The following is a 20,164-nucleotide window of genomic DNA, read 5'->3' as shown; positions in this document are numbered from 1 at the left end:
AAGAGGGCCGCACAGCGCGGCGCATTAAAGAATTACCGGGAGTACAAGATGGACATTCACGAATACCAGGCCAAGGAACTGCTCGCCCGTCACGGCGTGCATGTGCCGCGCGGCGGGCTTGCCTACAGCCCCGAGCAGGCGACCTACCGGGCGCGCGAGATCGGCGGCTCGAGATGGGTGCTGAAGGCGCAGGTCCATTCCGGCGCGCGCGGCAAGGCCGGCGGCATCAAGGTGTGCTCCAACGACGAGGAGATCTCCAACGCGGCGGAAGCCATGCTCGGCCGCAAGCTGGTGACCCAGCAGACCGGTCCGCGCGGCAAGCTGATCTCGCGCCTCTATCTCGAGGAAGCGGTCGACATCGCGCAGGAGCTCTATCTCGGCTTCGTGCTCGACCGCAAGGAAGAGCGCGTCATGATCGTGGCGTCGGCCGCCGGCGGCATGGAGATCGAGGACATTTCCGAAAAGAAGCCGGATTCCATCATCCGCGCCACCGTCGATCCCGGTGTCGGCATGCAGGGCTTCCAGGCGCGCGAGATCGCCTTCGGCCTCGGCCTTGAGAGCAACCTGATCGGCAAGGCCACCGAAACCATCCTCGGCTGCTATCAGGTGTTCCGCGACTATGACGCCTCGATGCTGGAGATCAATCCGCTGGTGGTGACCCGCGACGGTAGCCTCGTCGCGCTCGACGCAAAAATGTCCTTCGACGAGAACGCGCTGTTCCGCCGCCCGGAAATCTCCGAGTTGCGCGACAAGAGCCAGGAAGACCCGCGCGAGACTTTCGCCAGCGACCGCGGCCTTTCCTATGTCGGGCTGGACGGCAATATCGGCTGCATCATCAACGGCGCCGGCCTCGCCATGGCGACGATGGACATGATCAAGATCGCCGGCGGCGAGCCGGCCAACTTCCTCGACATCGGCGGCGGCGCCTCGCCCGAGCGTGTGGCTAAATCCTTCCGCGCCGTGCTCGGCGACAGACAAGTCGAGGCCATCCTGGTCAACATCTTTGCCGGCATCAACCGCTGCGACTGGGTGGCCGAGGGCGTCATCAAGGCGATCCGCGAGGTCGGCGTCGATGTGCCACTGGTGGTGCGGCTCTCCGGCACCAAGGTCGAGGAGGGCCGTCGCATCCTGGCCGATTCCGGCGAGAAGGTGATCGTCGCCGACACGCTGGCCGAAGCCGCCGAGAAAGCCGTCGCCGCCTGGCGGGCGGCCGCCAAGAACAAAAAAGCAGCCTGAGGGAGGTCGAGAAATGGCAATCCTGCTCAACCGCAGCACCCGCGTCATCGTCCAGGGTTTTACCGGCAAGATCGGCAGCTTCCACGCCGAGGACATGAAGCGCTACGGCACCAAGCTGGTCGGCGGCGTGACACCCGGCAAGGGCGGCCAGACCCATCTCGGCCTGCCAGTCTTCAACACCGTCAAGGGCGCGGTGCGCGAGACCCGTGCCGAAGCCAGCATCGTCTTCGTGCCGCCGCCCTTCGCTGCCGATTCGATCATGGAAGCGGCCGACGCCGGCATAAAGCTTTGCGTCTGCATCACCGACGGCATCCCCTCGCAGGACATGATGCAGGTCAAGCGCTACATGCGCCGCTACCGTTTCGAGGACCGCATGCGGCTGGTCGGGCCGAACTGCGCCGGCGTCATCACGCCCGGACAGGCGCTGATGGGCATCATGCCGGGCAGCATCTATCTGCCCGGCCGCGTCGGCATCGTCGGGCGCTCCGGCACTCTGGGCTACGAGGCGGCCTCGCAGATGAAGGTGCTCGGCATCGGCGTGTCGACCAGCGTCGGCATCGGCGGCGATCCGATCAATGGCTCGTCCTTCAAGGACATCCTCCAGCTCTTCGAGCGCGACGAGGACACCGACGCCGTGGTGATGATCGGCGAGATCGGCGGACCGCAGGAAGCCGAAGCCGCGATCTGGGCGCGCGACAATATGCGCAAGCCGCTGATCGCCTACATCGCCGGCCTTTCGGCGCCGAAGGGCCGCCGCATGGGCCATGCCGGCGCGATCATCTCCGCCTTCGGCGAGTCGGCGCAGGAGAAGGTCGAGATCCTGAAGGAAGCCGGCGTCGTGATCGTGCCGACGCCAGCTTCGTTCGGCGAGGTCGTGGCCGATACGCTGGCGCGGACGAAGAAGGCGGCCTGACACTCTGATCGAGCAGGATTGCGAGTGCGGCGGCGTGGTCTGCATGACACGCCGCCGTTACCGTTTCAGCCCCCAGAAGCCAGTCGGAAGCCCGCGATATTGATCGCTGGCGCAGGTCCTGCCGGCGGATCAGAAACGGTCTTGTCGGAAGAACTTGGTGCGGTCGAGAAGACTCGAACTTCCACGGGTTGCCCCACAGCGACCTCAACGCTGCGCGTCTACCAATTCCGCCACGACCGCACGTGGTAGGAGCCGGAACCGTCCGGCCCGGGGCCTGTAGCAAATCGTTTCCGGCGAAACAAGTGCGCCGTGCGGAATATTCGCTAATGTATGTCGCCCAAAAGTGTGGAGCGGTTTTGGGAGGACGACATGCATCGGACAAAGCATCTGGCACAACGCCTCACAGCCTTGCCGCGAGCCGGCGGAACTGGACGTTTTTGTCGATTGCCGCCATATGAGGTGCAATTGCACATCGCCCGAAGCCGCTGACGGATTTGGGGATACGAACACATCTGAGCTCGCCTGGATCCGGTTCCAACCATGGCGCGCCTCAGAAGAGACGCGCCATGACAGAACGCAGCCAGATCGCCACGTCGTTTCTGCCCCTTCCCGGTTCGGCGCCGGTCGAGTGGGTCATCGAGCCCGGCTTGACCCCCTATCCTGATGCGCTCGCCTTCATGGAGGCGCGCGCCGAGGCGATCCGCAGCGGCGCTGCCGGCGAGATGGTCTGGCTGGTCGAGCATCCGCCGCTCTATACGGCCGGCACCAGCGCGCGCGTCGAGGACCTGATCGAGCCCGACCGTTTCCCGGTATTCGCCGCGGGCCGAGGCGGCGAATACACCTATCACGGCCCCGGCCAGCGCGTGGCCTATGTGATGCTCGACTTGAAGCGCCGGCGCGAGGATGTCCGCGCCTTCGTCGCGGCGCTCGAAGAATGGATCATCGGCACGCTCGCCGCCTTCAACGTGCGCGGCGAGCGGCGCGAGGACCGGGTCGGCGTCTGGGTGGTGCGGCCGGATCGCCCCGCCCTGCCGGACGGCTCGCCCGCCGAGGACAAGATCGCGGCAATAGGCATCAGGCTCAGGCGCTGGGTGAGTTTTCACGGCATCGCCATCAATGTCGAGCCGGAGCTCGGTCATTTCAGCGGCATCGTGCCCTGCGGCGTCTCGGACCACGGCGTCACCAGCCTTGTCGACCTCGGCCTGCCGGTGACCATGGCCGACCTCGACGTCGCGCTGAAATCCGCCTTCGAGCACGTGTTCGGACCTGCCGCGGTTCCAGCCGCCGAGCTGGCCCGAAAGGCAGGCTGAACCCGCCGCAGCTACATCAGCTGGGCGGAGGCCCAGAGCACGCCGTAGCCGTGAATGGCAAAGACCGCGAGTAGCGCGCCGGCCATGGCCAGGCGGTCGAAGGTCCGGATCGGCTTCAGCTCATGACGCGGCTTCACGCCGCTTCCGACGGTGAGTAGGCTGAGCATCGAAAACACTGCGCCGGCAATGAGCAGGAAGCTGGGCGAGAAACCGGCGCGCCAGCCGAGCACCAGCAAGGCGGACAAGAGCAGGAAGGACGCCAGCGCCAGCGCGAGCGGTCCCGGACAGATTTGGCGCAGTACCTGGCCGCCGTCGAACTTCCACACCGGCACCAGATTGGCGATGTTGAACAGCGAGGCGCAGCCGGCAAGCGTCGCCAGCAGCATTGCCGCAAGGCGATGCCCTTCGCTGCCGGCAAGGCCGCTGGCGGCGATCAGGGGAGGCACCAGGAAGGCGGAGAAGCCCGCGCCCATCAGCGCCACGAAGGCGACCTCGAAGCGGCTGTCATAGGGCCTGCCGCCCATGGCGATGCCGCCGAGCAGCGGGATGAAGATCATCCGCGCCTGGCGATGTCCCGTAAGGCGGAACGCCGCCATATGGCCAAGCTCGTGCAGGGCGACCACCGAGGTCAGGATGGCGGCGAGCGCCAGCCCGCCGGGATTGAGCCCGAAGAACGGCCACAGGATGAAGGCCGAAAGCAGAGCGAAACCGATCTGGCTCACCGGATGCTCGAACCAGCCGCCCTTGCGATAGGTTCCGGTTCTCGCCCAGACTTGCAGCTTCGCGAGCTCGCGGCGCATGGCGAAGAAGCGGAAGATCAGGAAAGCGATCCCGCGATAGCGATCGGTTTGTGTAAGCGTGACCCGCGTCGCATCCCCTTCTGCGACGAGCTCGGCGGTTTCGCTATAATTGGCCCAGAACGACGAATCGAGCGCCGTGTCCTCGATGACCCGCATCGAGAAGCGGCTGCCTTCCACCACGTCGTCGAACCGTGCCTTGCGCTCGATCGGCCTGCCATCCCGCCCTTCCCAGGACAGTTTGATCAGCGCCGTCCCCTCGCCGTCCAGCGGTTCGGCGGAAAGGATTTCACCCGACCAGCCGGCATGGCTGCCGAACGGCCAAAGCGCCTGCCAGAGGCGGTTCGCGTCAGCCGCCACAACACGGCTGACGCGAACCGTGCGCTGCCCGAGCGGCGCCGTCATCAAAAGAAAGATCAGTCCGAGATTTCCGGCCACGAGGGTGACCGTGGCGATGACCGACACTGCCTTTGGCTCCCAGTTTCGGAAACCAGCCTAGCGGCGGCGCAGCCAAGAAAGGCTTAACAAGGGGCGGGCTCTTGCCCGTCCCAGGGCGGGCTCTTGCCCGCCCCAAACAGAGGGCGGACCGTTGCCCCCGGGCAAGCGGCGGCGAGCCGCCCGATCACATGGCGCCAATCCAGATCGCCATGGAAATGAGAAATGTGCTCATGCAAACCAGCGAGACGACATCCTGAACCAGATCGGCCATAACTCTCTCCTGTTGTTGGTATGTTCGTAATTTGTTCTAATTTTGTTCGAATGTCAACGATCAGGGAGCGACGCCCCGGGCGAATCCCGGCGGTCCGTTTGGGCACGGTTAAGGAAAGGTTGACGAGGTTGCTACGCAGGCAGAACACCGCCCTTTGCGATTGGCCAACACACCCACTTCGTCATGTATGGACGGCCCCTTTTGGGCAAGAGGCAAAATGGCAACGACGGCGCAGGTCTGGAGCGGTCATGTATTCGGCCTTTAGTGCGGTCGATTTCGAAGACCGCTGGCCCGCAAGGGTTACGCGGATCGAGTTCCAATCATTCTAGCGCGCTTTGTATCGCGATGACGAAGGCGGAGTGTCTCGACCCAGGTCCTGACCATTTTGCCGTGCTGCTTTTTGCTCCTTACGCTTGTTGAGGGCCTCGATTTGCGTTTATGCCGCAGTCGGCGCCCTGTATTCCTGTCCCGATTGCAGCATTGCCCAGATGATGCGGGCGGTCTTGGCCGCCTGGGCGACGACGGCGACCTTGACCGGCCGCCTGGCCAGCAGGCCGCGAACCCAGGGTGAGCCCTTGTCGGGTTTGGCCCTGACCTGGCGCAACCAGGAACTGGCGCCCAGAATGAGCAGCCTTCGCAGGTCCCTGTCGCCGGCGCGGCTGATATGGCCCGTCAAGCTGTGCTTGCCGCCGGTGTCATGGCTCTTGCGGGTCAGGCCCAGCCAGGCGGCGAAGTCCCTGGCCGAAGCGAACTGGCGGCCATCGCCGATGGTGGCGACGGCTGCATGCGCGATGATCGGGCCGACGCTCGGGATCGTCGTCAGCCGCAAGGCCGCTCGCTGCTGCCTGACCTGAGCCAGGATCTGCTTGTCCAGCTTGCCGATCTCGCCATCCAGCGCCCGCCATTGCCCGGCCAGAGGCGCCAGACAGATCAACAGCGCCGCGGGAATGGCTTCATCGGCTGCCTCGATGCGCTGCAGCAGGGCCTCGATGCCTGCGGCCCCCTTGGCACCTATCAGACCCATCTCATAGAGCTGCCCACGCATGGCGTTGGCCAGTTGCGTGCGCTGGCGCACCAGAAGGTCACGTGTGCGATGCAGCGCTCGGGCCCATTGCTGTTCGACCGTCTTGATCGGCACGAAGCGCATGTCGGGCCGGCTCACCGCTTCGCAACAGCCTTGCGCATCGCGGGCATCGTTCTTGTTGCGCGCAACATAGGGCTTCACATAGGCCGGCGGCATCAGCTTGACCTCGTGGCCGAGCGCGCTCAGCGTGCGGGCCCAATGATGGGCCGAGCCGCACGCCTCCATGCCGATCAGCGCCGGCGGCTGCGCGGCGAAGAACTTCTCCACCTGCGCGCGCCGCAGCTGGCGCTGCACCACCACCTGCCCGGCTGCATCCACGCCGTGCACCTGAAACACGTTCTTGGCCAAATCGATTCCAAATCTGATAGCTTGCATGACGGACGGTCTCCTCCGCTGGGTTCCAACACGACCAGTTTGGCACATTCGATGCCGCAAGGGGCCGTCCACCCATCATTCTAGGGCGGAGCAAGGAGCAAGCGACGCGCGCAGACCCTAGAATCCATGCCGTGATATAGAGGCGATACTGCGATGCAGAACGAGGCTCCCGAGGAGCCGACCTCTGCCCCATTCTGCAGCGTTGCATTCTTCGGCGGAGGTAACGGCATGGATCCTAGGGTCTTCGCTCCGCTTCGCGTCGCTCCGCCCTAGGATGACGACGTCGGGAGACACACACCCTAAAGCGGCACGACCTTCCCCTCGGCCAGCGTTACCCGCCGGTCCATGCGCGAGGCGAGTTCGTGATTGTGCGTGACGATCAACGCCGCCAGCCCCGACTGCCTGACCAGCGCCTCCAGCGCGTCGAAGACATAGGAGGCGGTCGTCGGATCGAGGTTGCCCGTCGGCTCGTCGGCGAGAAGCACCAGCGGCGCATTGGCGACGGCGCGCGCTATTGCCACGCGCTGCTGCTCGCCGCCCGAGAGCTCGGCCGGACGGTGCTGCGCGCGCTTGCCGATCTGCATGTAATCGAGCAGCTGTGCCGCCCGCTCCGACGCCTCCTTGGGAGGAAGTCCCTTGATCAGTTGCGGCATCATGATGTTTTCGAGCGCCGAGAATTCCGGCAGCAGATGATGGAACTGATAGACGAAGCCGATATCGTTGCGGCGGATCGCTGTGCGTTCCTCGTCGGAGAGCCTGCCGCAGGCGCGGCCGCTGAGGATCACGTCGCCGGCGTCCGGACGCTCCAGCAGTCCCGCAGTATGCAGGAGCGTCGACTTGCCGCTGCCCGACGGCGCCACCAGCGCCACCATCTCGCCGCGTCTGAGCGAGAAGTCGGCGCCGTTCAGAATGGTGAGCTTGCGCGGCCCCTGGACATAGTGCCGCTCGACGCCCTTGAGCTCGATAATGGCTTCGGCCATCACTCGTACCTCAGGGCTTCGACCGGATCGAGCCGGGCCGCCCGCCAGGCCGGAAACACGGTCGCGATGAAGGATAGGCCGAGCGCCATGATGACGACATAGGTGGTCTCGCGCGCGTCCATTTTCGCCGGCAGCTGGCTGAGGAAATAGAGCTCGGGGTTGAACAGGATCCTGCCCGTCATCCAGGAGAAGAACTGGCGGATCGATTCGATGTTGAGGCAGATGACGACGCCGAGCAGCACGCCAGCGATGGTGCCGGTGACGCCGATCGCCGCGCCCGTCATCAGGAAGATGCGCAGGATCGCGCCGCGCGAGGCCCCCATCGTGCGCAGGATGGCGATGTCGTGGCCCTTGTCCTTCACCAGCATGACGAGGCCGGAGATGATGTTGAGCGCCGCCACCAGCACGATCAGCGTCAGGATCATGAACATGACGTTGCGCTCGACCTGCAGCGCCGAGAAGAAGGTCTCGTTGCGCTGGCGCCAGTCGACGAGCTCGATCGGCCGTTGCGCCGCCTGTTCCACCTGCGGCTTCAGCGCATCGACATTGTCGGGATTGTCGACATAGATCTCGATCGTCTGCGCCCGCCCGTCCATGTTGAAATAGAGCTGCGCTTCCGAGAACGGCATATAGACGATCGAGCTGTCATACTCCGACATGCCGACCTCGAAGATCGCCGCCACCTTGTAGCCCTTCATGCGCGGCGTCGTGCCGAGCGGCGTGACGTCGCCTTCCGGCGAGATCAGCGTGATCGTGTCGCCGAGCACCAGCCCCAGATTCTCGGCCATGCGCTTGCCGATCGCCACGCCGTCGCCGGTGTCGAAACCGTCGAGCGTGCCCTGCTTGATGTTGCTGGAAACGATCGAGATCTTGCCGAGGTCTTCCGCGCGAATGCCGCGCACCAGCGCGCCGGCGCCGCCGCCGACATTGCCTTGCGCCAGCACCTGCCCGTCGATCAGCGGTATGGCGTATTTGACGCCGGCAACACCATTGATACGGCTCGCCACCTGGGCGTAGTCCTCCAGCGGCGAATCGAGCGGCTGCGCGATCAGATGGCCGTTGACACCGAGAATGCGTGTAAGAAGCTCGGCGCGAAAACCATTCATCACCGCCATGACGACGATCAGCGTTGCGACACCCAGCATGATGCCGAGGAAGGAGATCGAGGCGATGACCGAGATCACCGTCTCCTTGCGGCGCGAGCGTAGGTAGCGCCACGCCACCATACGCTCGAAGCCTGAAAAGGCGCCTGCCGGCGATCGGGCTGCAGCCGCCTCGCTCATCAGGCGATACCCAGGCGCTTCTTGGCTTCCGCGATCGGCAGCGTTTCGCGCTCGCCGCTCCGGCGGTTCTTGATCTCGACTTCGCCGGCGGCCACGCCGCGCGGGCCGACGATCACCTGCCAGGGAAGGCCGATCAGGTCCGCGGTGGCGAACTTGCCGCCGGGCCGCTGGTCGGTGTCGTCATAGAGCACGTCCTTGCCGGCAGCACTCAGCGCCGAGTAAAGCTCGTCGCAGACGCGATCGCACTCGGCGTCGCCCACCTTCATGTTGATCAGGCCGATATCGAACGGCGCCACCGCTTCCGGCCAGACGATGCCGTTCTCGTCATGGCTGGCCTCGATGATCGCCGCGACCAGTCGCGACGGGCCGATGCCATAGGAGCCGCCCGAGGCGAAATGGTCCTTGCCGTCAGGCCCGGTCACTTTGGCGCCCATCGGCTTCGAATATTTCTCGCCGAAATGGAAGATATGGCCGACCTCGATGCCGCGCGCCGAGAGCCTGTCGCCATCGGGGACGTTCGCCCAGGCGGCTTCGTCATGCATCTCGTCGGTGGCGGCGTAAGGCGTCGTCCATTTCTTCACGATGCCGTCGATCTCGGCATCGTTGGAAAAGTTCGTGTCCGCGCCGGGCACGTCGAGCGATAGATAGGCGCGGTCGCAGAACACTTGGCTCTCGCCAGTCTCGGCCAGGATGATGAACTCGTGGCTGAGGTCGCCGCCGATCGGGCCGGTGTCGGCGCGCATCGGAATGGCCTGCAGTCCCATGCGCGTGAACGTCCTGAGGTAGGACACGAACATGCGGTTGTATGCGGCCCTCGCGCCTTCGAAATCGAGATCGAAGGAGTAGGCATCCTTCATCAGGAACTCTCTGCTGCGCATGACGCCGAAGCGGGGACGCACCTCGTCGCGGAACTTCCACTGGATGTGGTAGAGATTGAGCGGCAGGTCCTTGTAGGACTTGACGTAGGCGCGGAAGATCTCGGTGACCATTTCCTCGTTGGTCGGACCGTAGAGCATGTCGCGGTCCTGGCGATCCTTGATGCGCAGCATCTCCTTGCCGTAGTCGTTGTAACGGCCGCTCTCGCGCCAGAGATCCGCCGACTGGATGGTCGGCATCAGGATTTCCAGCGCGCCCGCCCGGTTCTGCTCCTCGCGGATGATCTGGCAGACCTTGTCAAGCACGCGCTTGCCGAGCGGCAGCCAGGAGAAGCTGCCCTGCCCTTGCTGGCGGATCATGCCGGCGCGCAGCATCAGCCGATGCGAGACGATCTCGGCCTCGCGAGGATTTTCTTTGAGAATGGGCAGGAAATAGCGCGACAAACGCATGGAATGGTCCGTAAGTGAGGATGGCGGCGCCGGAATCGGTGCAACCGAGGCTGCTTGCCCGGGCTTCATAGCCATTTCATGACGGAATGGAAACCCGAGCGCTCCAAAGTGTTGGGCCTTCTGCACCTGACCAAAAAGGCTGCTTAATGCATGTCGCCAAAAGTGCGCAGCGGTTTTGGGAGCGCGTCGCCTGAATCTGTCCCGCCGCGACGCGCTTTAGGCCGCAAAATGCCGATTCCTTCAATTTGATCGATTCACAAGCAAGCCCTGCCGCACTATTGTGCAGTGCAGCACGATATTGCCCGTTTGGAGGCAAAATTCTTCGTGACATTTTCACCTGCCTTGGTCTAGTGTGCGCCGATAACCGAGAGGGCGGAGAAAAATCTGCTCTCCTACGCGGTCAAAGTCTTGGGAGGATGCGATCTAGGCGCGGTAACTCGCTGCCGCCGGACACCGGAAACAGATCGGACGCGTTTAAATTGCAAGGCCTCGTGCCTTGCATTTTTTTTGTGCAATCATCTGCTTAGCAGAGCGACCTGCCAAACAGCATTACTCACAGCTAGCCGCCAAAATCGGAAGCCGGCTTCCGATTTCAACCAAAGCGCGTGTCGGTTGATCAATACTTGCGGAAACTGAATAGGACTTTAGCGGCCGGCAGTATGACTAAAGTCCGGCACGATGTGCGGGATATCGTCGAGGCTCAGGCCCAGTCCTCTCGTCATGCCGTAGAAAATGCCGAGGACGATCGCCGTGACGATCGTCGTTCGGATCGCCGCGCGCAGCATATGAGGCCCGCGCGGCGCGCTCGAAACGGTGCCGAGCGTGACATCATGGTCCTCGTCCTGCGTGCGCAGGCTGAACGGCAGCACGGCAAACAGCACCAGCCACCAGGTGACGAAGAACAACGCGACAAACGAAATCCAGTTCATGCCTGCTCCAGTTCGACCAGCGTGCCGAAGAAGTCCTTGGGATGCAGGAACAGCACCGGCTTGCCATGGGCGCCGGTCTTGGGATTGCCGTCGCCGAGCACACGCGCGCCGCTCGCCTTGAGATGATCGCGCGCGGCGAGGATGTCGTCCACCTCGTAGCAGACGTGATGCATGCCGCCCGAGGGATTCTTCTCCAGGAACGCGGCGATAGGCGAAGCATCGCCCAGCGGCTCGAGCAACTCTATCTTGGTGTTGCCGACATCGACGAACACCACCGTCACGCCATGCTCCGGCAACGCCTGCGGTTCGCTGAGCCTGGCGCCCAGCCTGTCGCGATACGCGGCAGCCGCCGCGGTCAGGTCCGGCACGGCAAGCGCGACATGGTTCAGGCGTCCGAGCATAAAGCGCTCCGCTTTAGGGAAGTAAGGAAGTAGGGCAGTAAGGGAGTAGGGAAAAACAAGACTGAAGAAAACTCGTGCTTCCCTACTCCCCTACTGCCCTACTGCCCTACTCCCCTACTCCCTTATTCGTCACCGCGTGACGAATACCGTCACCAGCGGCTTCTTGCCCCAGGCTTCGTTGGCGGCACCGCGTACGGCACGGCGTACCGCTTCCTGCACAAGATCGAGGTCTTTTCGGCGCTGGCGGGGGATGGAGTCCACCGCGCCGATTGCCGCATCGAGCATCAGGTCCTCCAGCGTCTCGCCGCTGGCGTCGGCCTCGGCGACGCCGATCGCCACAAGGTCCGGATCGCCCGCGAGCTCGTATTTCTCGTCGAGCACGACATTGACCGCGACATGGCCGGCATAGGACAGCTTGCGCCGGTCGCGTATGCCCATCGCCTGGTCGGAGCCGATCAAGAGCCCATCCTTGTAGAGGCGGCCGAACGGCACCTGGTCGATGATCGTGGCGGGGCCGGGCCAGAGCCTCAGCATATCGCCGTCGCGCACCTGTGCCACCTGGCCGATGCCCGACATCGACATCAACGAGCCCTGCGCGACCAGATGCGCCGCCTCGCCATGCACCGGCACACCGATCTGCGGCCGCACCCATTCATACATCTTGCGCAATTCGCTGCGGCGCGGGTGGCCCGAGACATGCACCAGCGCATCGCCGTCTTCGACGATCTTCATGCCGAGGTCGATCAGCCGGTTCTTGATCTCGAGGATCCCCTTCTCGTTGCCGGGAATGGTCCGCGAGGAAAACACCACCGTGTCGCCGGCCGTCAGCGCCACCGACTTCATTTCGTCGCGCGACAGCTTTGCCAGCGCCGCCAGCGGCTCGCCCTGGCTGCCTGTGCAGATGATCACCAGGTTCTCGCGCGGGATGTAGCCGTAATCCTCCTCGGCAATGAATTCCGGCAGGCCGTCCATGTAGCCGAGCTCGGTCGCGACATCGATGACGCGCTTCAGCGAGCGGCCGAGCACCAGGCATTGCCGGCCGGTATCGCGCGCCGCCCTGGCGATCGAGATGATGCGCCCGACATTGGAGGAAAAGGTGGTGACCGCGACGCGGCCCTTGGCCTTCTCTATGACGCCCTTGAGGCCCTCGCCGACCGCCACTTCCGACGGCGACTCCCCTTCCCTCAGCGCATTGGTGGAATCGCAAATCAGCGCCAGCACACCCTTGTCGCCATAGGCGCGGAAGCGCGCCTCGTCGGTCTTCGGGCCGATCGTCGGCGCCGGGTCGATCTTCCAGTCGCCAGTGTGGATCACCGTGCCGGCCGGTGTGGTGATCGCCAGCGACATCGGCTCGGGGATCGAGTGCGCCACCGGAATGGCCTCGATCTCGAACGGCCCTATCGTGAACTTCTCGCCAGCCCGGTAGACGGTCGCTGGGATTTTTGGCGCATTCTGCTCGCCCTGCCGCTTGGCCTCGAGCAGGCCGGCGGTGAAGGGCGTCATCCAGACCGGGACCTTGAGCTTCGGCCAGATGTCGAGCAGCGCGCCGTAGTGGTCCTCATGCGCATGCGTGATGACGATGCCGCGCAGGCCGTCGAGATTCTCCTCGATGAAGCGCGTGTCGGGCAGGATGAGATCGACACCCGGATGCGCGGTATCGGGAAAGGTGACGCCGACATCAACGACGATCCACTCACGCGCGTCGGCCGGCCCGTAGCCATAAAGGGCGAAGTTCATGCCGATCTCGCCGACACCGCCAAGCGGCGCAAACACGAGTTCGGCGTTTTCTCTATTCGCCATGCATCTTTCCTTCCTGGCCGCTCAAGCCAAGCCGTTAGCGCAATTCCAGGAAAAGTGTGTCACGATTTTCCGTCCGAAATTGCGCAAAACAAAACTATACCCGCGCCGAGGCGACCGCGCCGAAATGTACGTCGCCGGCCGCGATCGTCAGAACAGATCCGTCATCGTCGCGGATCACGAAACGGCAGTCCTCGTCAATGGTCTCGAAGACGCCGCGCACCACATTGCCGTCAATTCTGACGGCAACCTCGCCGCCGAGCCCGGCGGCGCGCGCCAGCCAGCGCTTCCTGATCGCGGCGAGGCCGCGCCCGTCGTCCCACAATCTGAAATTCTCGCTCCAGGCGTCCGAAAGCGCCAGGAACAGCATCTCGGCGTCGCAATTGGCGCCCAGCGCCTGCAGCGACGTCGCCGGATAAGGCAAATCCTCCGGATACGCCACGACATTGACGCCGATGCCGACGGCTACCGCAAAGCGGCCGCCTTCGAGCATCGCCGATTCCAGCAGGATGCCGGCGAGCTTGGCGCCGGAGGCGAGCACGTCGTTCGGCCATTTCAGCTCGAAGCGGTTGCGCCCTTCGCTGGCACCATCGAGGCCGACGGCGATCCGGCCTCGCGGGACGATGGCATCGAGCGCGTCCGCCAGGGCAAGCCCCGCGACGAAGCCGAGCGTCGCGGCAAGCTTGAGCTCGCCGCCCGGAACCAGGAGCAATGTTGCCGCCAGGTTGCCTTCGGGCGTCGCCCAGGCGCGGCCGCGCCGGCCGCGTCCGCTTTCCTGCTTCTTCGAGACCACCCATAGCTTGCCGGGATCGCCGGCGCGCGCATGCTCCAGCGCCAGCGCGTTGGTCGAGCCGACACTGTCATGGGCCTCGAGCCGGAACCCCTCCGACGCCGCGGTTGGAGCCAGCCGAAATGCCATCCTGTCAGAAGAAGGTCTTGGCGGCGGCTTCGGCATAGCTGCCGATCGGCCCGCCGATCAGCACGTAGAACAGCACGAAGGCGCCGCTGACGCCGAGCACGAGGCGCAATTCGCTGGCCATCGGCACGAAGCCGCCGACAGGCTCATCGAACCACATGATCTTGATGATGCGCAGGTAATAATAGGCACCCACCACAGAGGCCAGCACGCCGATGATCGCCAGCGCGTAGAGATGCGCGTTGATGGCAGCGAGGAACACGTACCACTTCCCCCAGAACCCGGCGAGCGGCGGAATGCCGGCCAGCGAGAACATCAGGATGGTGAGAATGGTGGACATGATCGGGTTGGTCGAGGCAAGGCCGGCGAGATCGCCGATCTGCTCGACATTGCCCTCCTTGCGCCGCATGGCGAGGATGAAGGCGAAGGTGCCGAGTGTCATCACCAGATAGATCAGCATGTAGATGACGACGCCGCGCACGCCGGCCTGGCTGTTGGCGGCAAGGCCGACCAGCGCGTAGCCCATATGGCCGATCGAGGAATAGGCCATCAGCCGCTTGATGTTGGTCTGGCCGATCGCCGCGAAGGCGCCGAGCGCCATCGAGGCGATCGAGATGAAGACGACGATCTGCTGCCAGTCGGCGGCGATCGGCTTGAAGGCGCCCATGGTGACGCGCACGATCAGCGCCATCGCCGCCATCTTCGGCGCGGCGGCGAGGAAAGCGGTGATCGGGGTCGGCGCACCCTCATAGACGTCCGGCGTCCACATGTGGAAGGGCACGGCGGAGATCTTGAAGGCGAGGCCGGCGAGCACGAAGACCAGGCCGAAGACGAGGCCGAGCTGCCGCTCGCCGCCGCCCAGCGCTGTCGCGATCTCGTGGAAGCCGGTGTTGCCGGTATAGCCGTAGACGAGGCTGATGCCGTAGAGCAGCATGCCGGACGACAGCGCGCCGAGGACGAAGTATTTGAGGCCCGCTTCGGTCGAGCGGAGATTGTCTCGGTTGATCGCCGCCAGCACATAGATCGCCAGCGACTGCAGCTCGAGGCCGAGATAGAGCCCGATCATGCCGTTGGCAGAGATCATCAGCATCATGCCGAGCGTGCAGAGCACGATCAGCACCGGATATTCGAACTTGTCGAAATGCTCCTGCCTGGCGAAACGCATCGACATGACGAGCGTCACCGCCGAGCCGATCAGCGCCAGCATTTTCATGAAGCGGCCGAAGGAATCCTGAACGAAGGCGCTGCCATAGGCAGCCCCCTCGCCGCCCGAGGACGCCAGCCACAAGCCGGCGATCACAAGCACCGCGACCGCAAGCCCGGTCACCGTCATCGTGTTGTTGGAGCGCGAATAGGCGCCCACCATCAGAAGCGCCAGCGCGCCGATGGCGAGGATAAGCTCCGGCGTCGAGAGCGAAAGGCTGGAGAGAAGGTCCGGCGTCATGGTGTTTCCCCAGTCAGTTCGCCGCCGCGGTCTGCGCGGAATTGATGGATGCGGTGACGTTGGTGACGAGCGCCTTGACCGACTGCGCCGTGGCGTCGAACACCGGCGCCGGATAGACGCCGAAGAAGATGACCAGCACCACCAGCGGGTAGATGATCGCCTTCTCGCGCGGCGACAGGTCGAGCAGGTTCTTCAGGCTTTCCTTGGTCAGCGCGCCGAAGATCACGCGGCGGTAGAGCCAGAGCGCGTAAGCCGCCGACAGGATCACGCCGGTGGCGGCGAAGAAGGCCACCCAGGTGTTGACCCGGAACACGCCGAGCATTGTCAGGAACTCGCCGACGAAGCCGCTGGTGCCAGGCAGGCCGACATTGGCCATGGTAAAGATCATGAACACGGTGGCGTATTTCGGCATGTTGTTGACCAGACCGCCATAAGCGTCGATCTCGCGCGTGTGCATGCGGTCGTAGATGACGCCGACGCACAGGAACAGCGCGCCCGAGACCAGGCCGTGGCTGAGCATCTGGAACATCGCGCCCTGCACGCCCTCCTGGTTCATCGCGAAGATGCCCATGGTGACAAAGCCCATATGGGCGACCGACGAATAGGCGATCAGCTTCTTCATGTCCTCCTGCATCAGCGCCACCAGCGAGGTGTAGATGATGGCGACGACGGAGAGCGTGAAGATCAGCGGCGCGAACGTCTCCGACGCCAGCGGGAACATCGGCAGCGAGAAGCGCAGGAAGCCGTATCCGCCCATCTTCAGCAGGATGGCGGCAAGGATGACCGAGCCAGCGGTCGGCGCCTCGACATGCGCGTCCGGCAGCCAGGTATGCACCGGCCACATCGGCATCTTCACTGCGAAGGAGGCGAAGAAGGCGAGCCACAGCCAGGTCTGCATGCTGGCCGGGAAATTGTGCGTCAAGAGCGTGGTGATGTCGGTCGTGCCGGATTGGAAGAACATCGCCATGATGGCGAGCAGCATCAGCACCGAGCCGGCGAGCGTATAGAGGAAGAACTTGAACGAGGCGTAGACGCGCCGCTTGCCGCCCCACACGCCGATGATGATGAACATCGGGATCAGGCCGCCCTCGAAGAAGACGTAGAAGAGCACGATGTCGAGCGCGCAGAACACGCCGATCATCAGCGTTTCGAGGATCAGGAAAGCGATCATATAGGCCTTGACCCGCTTTTCGATCGCCTCCCAGGAGGCGAGGATGCTAAGCGGCATCAGGAAGGTGGTCAGGATGACGAACAGCATCGAGATGCCGTCGACGCCCATATGGTAGGAAATGCCTGAATCCAGCCAGGCGTGCTTCTCGACGAACTGGAAGCCGGCCTGCGAATTGTCGAAGCCCTTCCAGATGAACAGCGAGACCACGAAGGTGAAGGCCGTCGTGATGAAGGCGATCGAGCGGATGTTGCGCCGCGCGTTTTCGCTGTCGTCGCTGATCGGCAGAATGAGCAGAACACCAACCAGCGGCAGGAAGGTGACCAGCGAGAGGATTGGCCAGTCGGTCATCAGAGCATCATCCAGGTGACGAGAGCGGCCACGCCGATCAGCATGGCGAAGGCATAGTGGTAGAGATAGCCGGTCTGCAATTTGACGACGCGGTTGGTGACGTCGACGACGCGCGCCGAGATGCCATCGGGACCAAGCCCGTCGATGATGGCGCCGTCACCGGTCTTCCACAGGAAACGGCCGAGGCGCTTCGTCGGCCGCACGAACAGGAAGTCGTAGAGCTCGTCGAAGTACCACTTGTTGAGCAGGAAGCCGTAGAGCAGGCGATGGTTGGCGGCGACGCTTCGCGGCAGTTCCGGCGAACGGATGTAGAACTTCCAGGCGACCGCCAGGCCGATCAGCATGGCGATGAACGGCGCCAGTTCCACCCACAGCGGCAGTTCGTGGATCTCGTGCAGGATCTGGTTCTCAGGCAGCGTGAACAGCGACGCCTTCCAGAATTCGGCATAGCCCTCGCCGATGAAGGCGCCGTGGAAGATGATGCCGGCAAACAGCGCGCCGGCCGCCAGAACATAGAGCGGCACCAGCATCACCGGCGGCGATTCATGTACGTGGTGCATGACCTCGTGGCTGGCGCGCGGCTCGCCGTGGAAGGTCATGAAGATCAGCCGCCAGGAATAGAAGCTGGTGAAGCAGGCGGCGATCACGAGCAGCACGAAGGCGAAGCCCGCGACCGCGTTGTGGCTGGCGAAGGACGTCGCGATGATGGCGTCCTTCGAGAAGAAGCCGGCGGTGCCGATCACCGTCGCCGGGATGCCGACGCCGGTCAGCGCCAGCGTGCCGATCACCATCATCCAGTAGGTCTTCGGGATGAGCGTCCTCAATCCACCCATCTTGCGCATGTCCTGCTCGTCGGAGACGGCGTGGATGACCGAGCCCGAGCCGAGGAAGAGCAGCGCCTTGAAGAAGGCGTGCGTGAACAGGTGGAAGATCGCCGCGCCATAGGCGCCGACGCCGAGCGCCACGAACATGTAGCCGAGCTGCGAGCAGGTCGAATAGGCGATGACGCGCTTGATGTCGTTCTGGACCAGACCGACAGTCGCCGCGAAGAAGGCGGTGAAGGCGCCGATGAAGGTGACGACGGTGAGCGCCGAATGCGACAGCTCGAACAGCGGCGAAAGCCTCGCCAGCATGAACACGCCGGCCGTCACCATGGTCGCGGCATGGATCAGCGCCGAGACCGGCGTCGGGCCTTCCATGGCGTCGGGCAGCCAGGTGTGCAGCGGCACCTGCGCCGACTTGCCCATGGCGCCCATGAAGAGCAACAGGCAGACCACCGTCAGCGCCGTGTGCTTGTCGAGCGCATGGCCGAGGAAGGTGAGCACGGCGGCCCCTTCCGGCGCGCCTTCGGCCGGAAGGAAGGAGGCCGCATTGGCAAAGACGGTGCCGAGATTGACCGAGCCGAACAGCACGAAAACGCCGAAGATGCCGAGCGCGAAGCCGAAGTCGCCGACACGGTTGACGACGAAGGCCTTGATCGCGGCGGCGTTGGCGGACGGCTTCTTGTACCAGAAGCCGATCAGCAGGTAGGAGGCGAGGCCGACACCTTCCCAGCCGAAGAACATCTGCACCAGGTTGTCGGCCGTCACCAGCATCAGCATCGCGAAGGTGAACAGCGACAGGTAGGCGAAGAAGCGCGGCCGGTCCGGATCGTGGTGCATGTAGCCGATCGAATAGATATGGACCAGCGCCGACACCGTGTTGACGACGACCAGCATCACGACCGTGAGCGTATCGATCCTCAGCGCCCAGGCGGCATCGAGGCCCCCGGCCTGGATCCAGCGCAGCACCGGCACGGTGAACACCTCGCCATGGCCGAAGCCGACGGTGAAGAAGACGATCCACGACAGCACCCCCGAGATCACCAGGAAGCCGGAGGTTATGTATTCGGATGCCTTGGCGCCGAGCGAATTGCCGAACAGGCCGACAATCAGGAAGCCGAGCAGCGGAAGGAAGACGATGGCCTGGTACATGGTGGTTCCCGTCAACCCTTCATCTGGTTCACGTCTTCGACCGCGATCGAGCCGCGGTTGCGGAAGAAGACGACAAGGATGGCAAGTCCGATCGCGGCCTCGGCCGCGGCCACCGTCAGCACGAACAGGGCGAAGACCTGTCCGACGAGGTCATGCAGTGCCGCCGAGAAGGCGACGAAATTGATGTTGACCGCGAGCAGGATCAGCTCGATCGACATGAGGATGACGATGATGTTGCGGCGGTTCAAGAAGATGCCGAACACGCCGAGCGTGAACAGGACCGCCGAAACCGTCAGATAATGCGCGATGCCGACGACCATCTCAGATACCCTCGCCCGACTTGACCTTGCGGATTTCCATGCCCGTGGCCGGCGTGCGGCCGACCTGAGCGGCGATTGACTGCCGCTTGACGCCTTCCTTGTGGCGCAGCGTCAGGACGATGGCGCCGATCATGGCGACCAGGAGCACGAGGCCGGCGATCTGGAAGTAATAGAGGTAGTCCGTATAGAGGATGTCGCCGAGCGCGGCCGTATTCGAGCGTGCGGCGAGATCAGGCGTCTGCTTCGCGACCGTGGAGGCGAGCTGCGGCGCGAAGCTGTAGCCGCCTAGCACGACGATCAGCTCAGCCGCCAGGATAAGCCCGACCAGCGCGCCGATCGGCGCGTATTGCAGCGCGCCCTGCTTCATCTCGGCGAAGTCGACATCGAGCATCATGACGACGAACAGGAACAGCACCATCACCGCGCCGACATAGACCACGAGCAGGATCAGGGCCAGGAACTCGGCGCCGGTCAGCAGGAACAGCCCGGCGGCATTGAAGAAGGTGAGGATGAGGAACAGCACCGAATGCACGGGGTTGCGCGACGAGATGACCATGAAGGCCGACGCCACGGCAATAAAGGCGAAGAGGTAGAAAAAGACCGCCTCTAATCCACTCAGCATGGGTTCCCCCGGGTTCCTGTCGGATCGGACATTCATCCTCTCCGTTGTCTCTGGCTTCGTCCCGCCTCCGGTGCGAAGCCGCGTGTTCCTAGCGCATGTTCCGATCGGGTTCAAAGACCCCTATCGAAAGAAACATGCGCCACTCTTTCATTCCGTAGGATGATCTGGTCCGAAAAGTCCGCAACTTTTCGGGATCATCCTCTTTTATTCTTATTCTGGAGGATGATCTGG

Annotated in this window: 17 protein-coding genes and 1 tRNA gene; 3 read left to right on the top strand and 15 right to left on the bottom strand. The window is 63.9% G+C overall.

Annotated elements, in window-relative coordinates; genetic code table 11:
• Window positions 1–48: 48 nt before the first annotated feature.
• A complete protein-coding gene (locus QAZ22_RS17130; RefSeq protein WP_278201932.1) occupies window positions 49–1,236 on the top strand; it encodes a malate--CoA ligase subunit beta in 1,188 nt (395 codons plus the stop codon).
• A 13-nt stretch (window positions 1,237–1,249) separates the two neighbouring features.
• Entirely contained in the window at window positions 1,250–2,149 is a 900-nt protein-coding gene (gene sucD / locus QAZ22_RS17125; protein WP_278201931.1) for a succinate--CoA ligase subunit alpha, read from the top strand.
• A 155-nt stretch (window positions 2,150–2,304) separates the two neighbouring features.
• On the opposite strand, the gene QAZ22_RS17120 is transcribed toward sucD, so the two are convergent.
• Window positions 2,305–2,389 (bottom strand) — tRNA-Leu (locus QAZ22_RS17120).
• A gap of 326 nt (window positions 2,390–2,715) precedes the next feature.
• Between QAZ22_RS17120 and lipB the strand changes: the two genes are divergently transcribed.
• The gene (lipB, locus tag QAZ22_RS17115; protein ID WP_278201930.1) at window positions 2,716–3,459 is read left to right on the top strand and encodes a lipoyl(octanoyl) transferase LipB; all 744 of its coding nucleotides are present in this window, start codon (window positions 2,716–2,718) and stop codon (window positions 3,457–3,459) included.
• A gap of 11 nt (window positions 3,460–3,470) precedes the next feature.
• Here lipB and QAZ22_RS17110 read toward each other — a convergent pair whose 3' ends face one another.
• The 14 genes from QAZ22_RS17110 to QAZ22_RS17045 form a co-directional block, all read right to left on the bottom strand.
• On the bottom strand, window positions 3,471–4,721 hold the full coding sequence (locus QAZ22_RS17110) for an SRPBCC family protein (RefSeq protein WP_278201929.1): 1,251 nt from the start codon (window positions 4,719–4,721) through the stop codon (window positions 3,471–3,473).
• 680 nt (window positions 4,722–5,401) lie between these two features.
• Window positions 5,402–6,424, bottom strand: a complete 1,023-nt coding sequence (locus QAZ22_RS17105; RefSeq protein WP_278201928.1) for an IS110 family transposase — start codon at window positions 6,422–6,424, stop codon at window positions 5,402–5,404.
• A 299-nt stretch (window positions 6,425–6,723) separates the two neighbouring features.
• Window positions 6,724–7,407: an ABC transporter ATP-binding protein gene (locus QAZ22_RS17100; protein ID WP_278072869.1), complete on the bottom strand. Its 684-nt coding sequence runs from the start codon at window positions 7,405–7,407 to the stop codon at window positions 6,724–6,726.
• Entirely contained in the window at window positions 7,404–8,687 is a 1,284-nt protein-coding gene (locus tag QAZ22_RS17095; protein WP_278201927.1) for a lipoprotein-releasing ABC transporter permease subunit, read from the bottom strand. Before QAZ22_RS17095 ends, QAZ22_RS17100 begins: the two co-directional genes overlap by 4 nt.
• Window positions 8,687–10,012, bottom strand: coding sequence for a proline--tRNA ligase (gene proS, locus QAZ22_RS17090; RefSeq protein ID WP_278201925.1), 1,326 nt, complete (start codon window positions 10,010–10,012; stop codon window positions 8,687–8,689). The genes QAZ22_RS17095 and proS overlap by 1 nt, the downstream gene beginning before the upstream one ends.
• Before the next feature lie 644 nt (window positions 10,013–10,656).
• Window positions 10,657–10,941, bottom strand: a complete 285-nt coding sequence (locus QAZ22_RS17085; RefSeq protein ID WP_278201924.1) for a DUF1467 family protein — start codon at window positions 10,939–10,941, stop codon at window positions 10,657–10,659.
• Window positions 10,938–11,342 (bottom strand): methylmalonyl-CoA epimerase, encoded by a 405-nt coding sequence (mce, locus tag QAZ22_RS17080; protein WP_278201923.1) that lies wholly within the window; start codon window positions 11,340–11,342, stop codon window positions 10,938–10,940. The genes QAZ22_RS17085 and mce overlap by 4 nt, the downstream gene beginning before the upstream one ends.
• A 129-nt stretch (window positions 11,343–11,471) precedes the next feature.
• The gene (locus tag QAZ22_RS17075; RefSeq protein WP_278201922.1) at window positions 11,472–13,142 is read right to left on the bottom strand and encodes a ribonuclease J; all 1,671 of its coding nucleotides are present in this window, start codon (window positions 13,140–13,142) and stop codon (window positions 11,472–11,474) included.
• 94 nt (window positions 13,143–13,236) lie between these two features.
• Window positions 13,237–14,058 carry a biotin--[acetyl-CoA-carboxylase] ligase gene (locus QAZ22_RS17070; protein WP_278201921.1) on the bottom strand — a complete coding sequence of 274 codons (822 nt, stop codon included), beginning with the start codon at window positions 14,056–14,058 and terminating at the stop codon, window positions 13,237–13,239.
• 4 nt (window positions 14,059–14,062) lie between these two features.
• Window positions 14,063–15,499: an NADH-quinone oxidoreductase subunit NuoN gene (gene nuoN / locus QAZ22_RS17065; RefSeq protein WP_278201920.1), complete on the bottom strand. Its 1,437-nt coding sequence runs from the start codon at window positions 15,497–15,499 to the stop codon at window positions 14,063–14,065.
• A 13-nt stretch (window positions 15,500–15,512) separates the two neighbouring features.
• The gene (locus QAZ22_RS17060; RefSeq protein ID WP_278201919.1) at window positions 15,513–17,018 is read right to left on the bottom strand and encodes an NADH-quinone oxidoreductase subunit M; all 1,506 of its coding nucleotides are present in this window, start codon (window positions 17,016–17,018) and stop codon (window positions 15,513–15,515) included.
• Complete coding sequence (nuoL, locus tag QAZ22_RS17055) at window positions 17,018–18,991, bottom strand: NADH-quinone oxidoreductase subunit L (protein WP_278201918.1); 1,974 nt, start codon at window positions 18,989–18,991, stop codon at window positions 17,018–17,020. The genes QAZ22_RS17060 and nuoL overlap by 1 nt, the downstream gene beginning before the upstream one ends.
• An 11-nt stretch (window positions 18,992–19,002) precedes the next feature.
• Window positions 19,003–19,311 (bottom strand): NADH-quinone oxidoreductase subunit NuoK, encoded by a 309-nt coding sequence (nuoK, locus tag QAZ22_RS17050; RefSeq protein ID WP_126099550.1) that lies wholly within the window; start codon window positions 19,309–19,311, stop codon window positions 19,003–19,005.
• A 1-nt stretch (window position 19,312) separates the two neighbouring features.
• Window positions 19,313–19,933 (bottom strand): NADH-quinone oxidoreductase subunit J, encoded by a 621-nt coding sequence (locus QAZ22_RS17045; protein WP_278072859.1) that lies wholly within the window; start codon window positions 19,931–19,933, stop codon window positions 19,313–19,315.
• Window positions 19,934–20,164: the final 231 nt, after the last annotated feature.

Source organism: Mesorhizobium sp. WSM4906 (assembly GCF_029674625.1).
Taxonomy (GTDB): domain Bacteria; phylum Pseudomonadota; class Alphaproteobacteria; order Rhizobiales; family Rhizobiaceae; genus Mesorhizobium.
The sequence above is the reverse complement of the archived record's forward strand: the minus strand, read 5'-3'. Positions and strand labels throughout refer to the sequence as shown.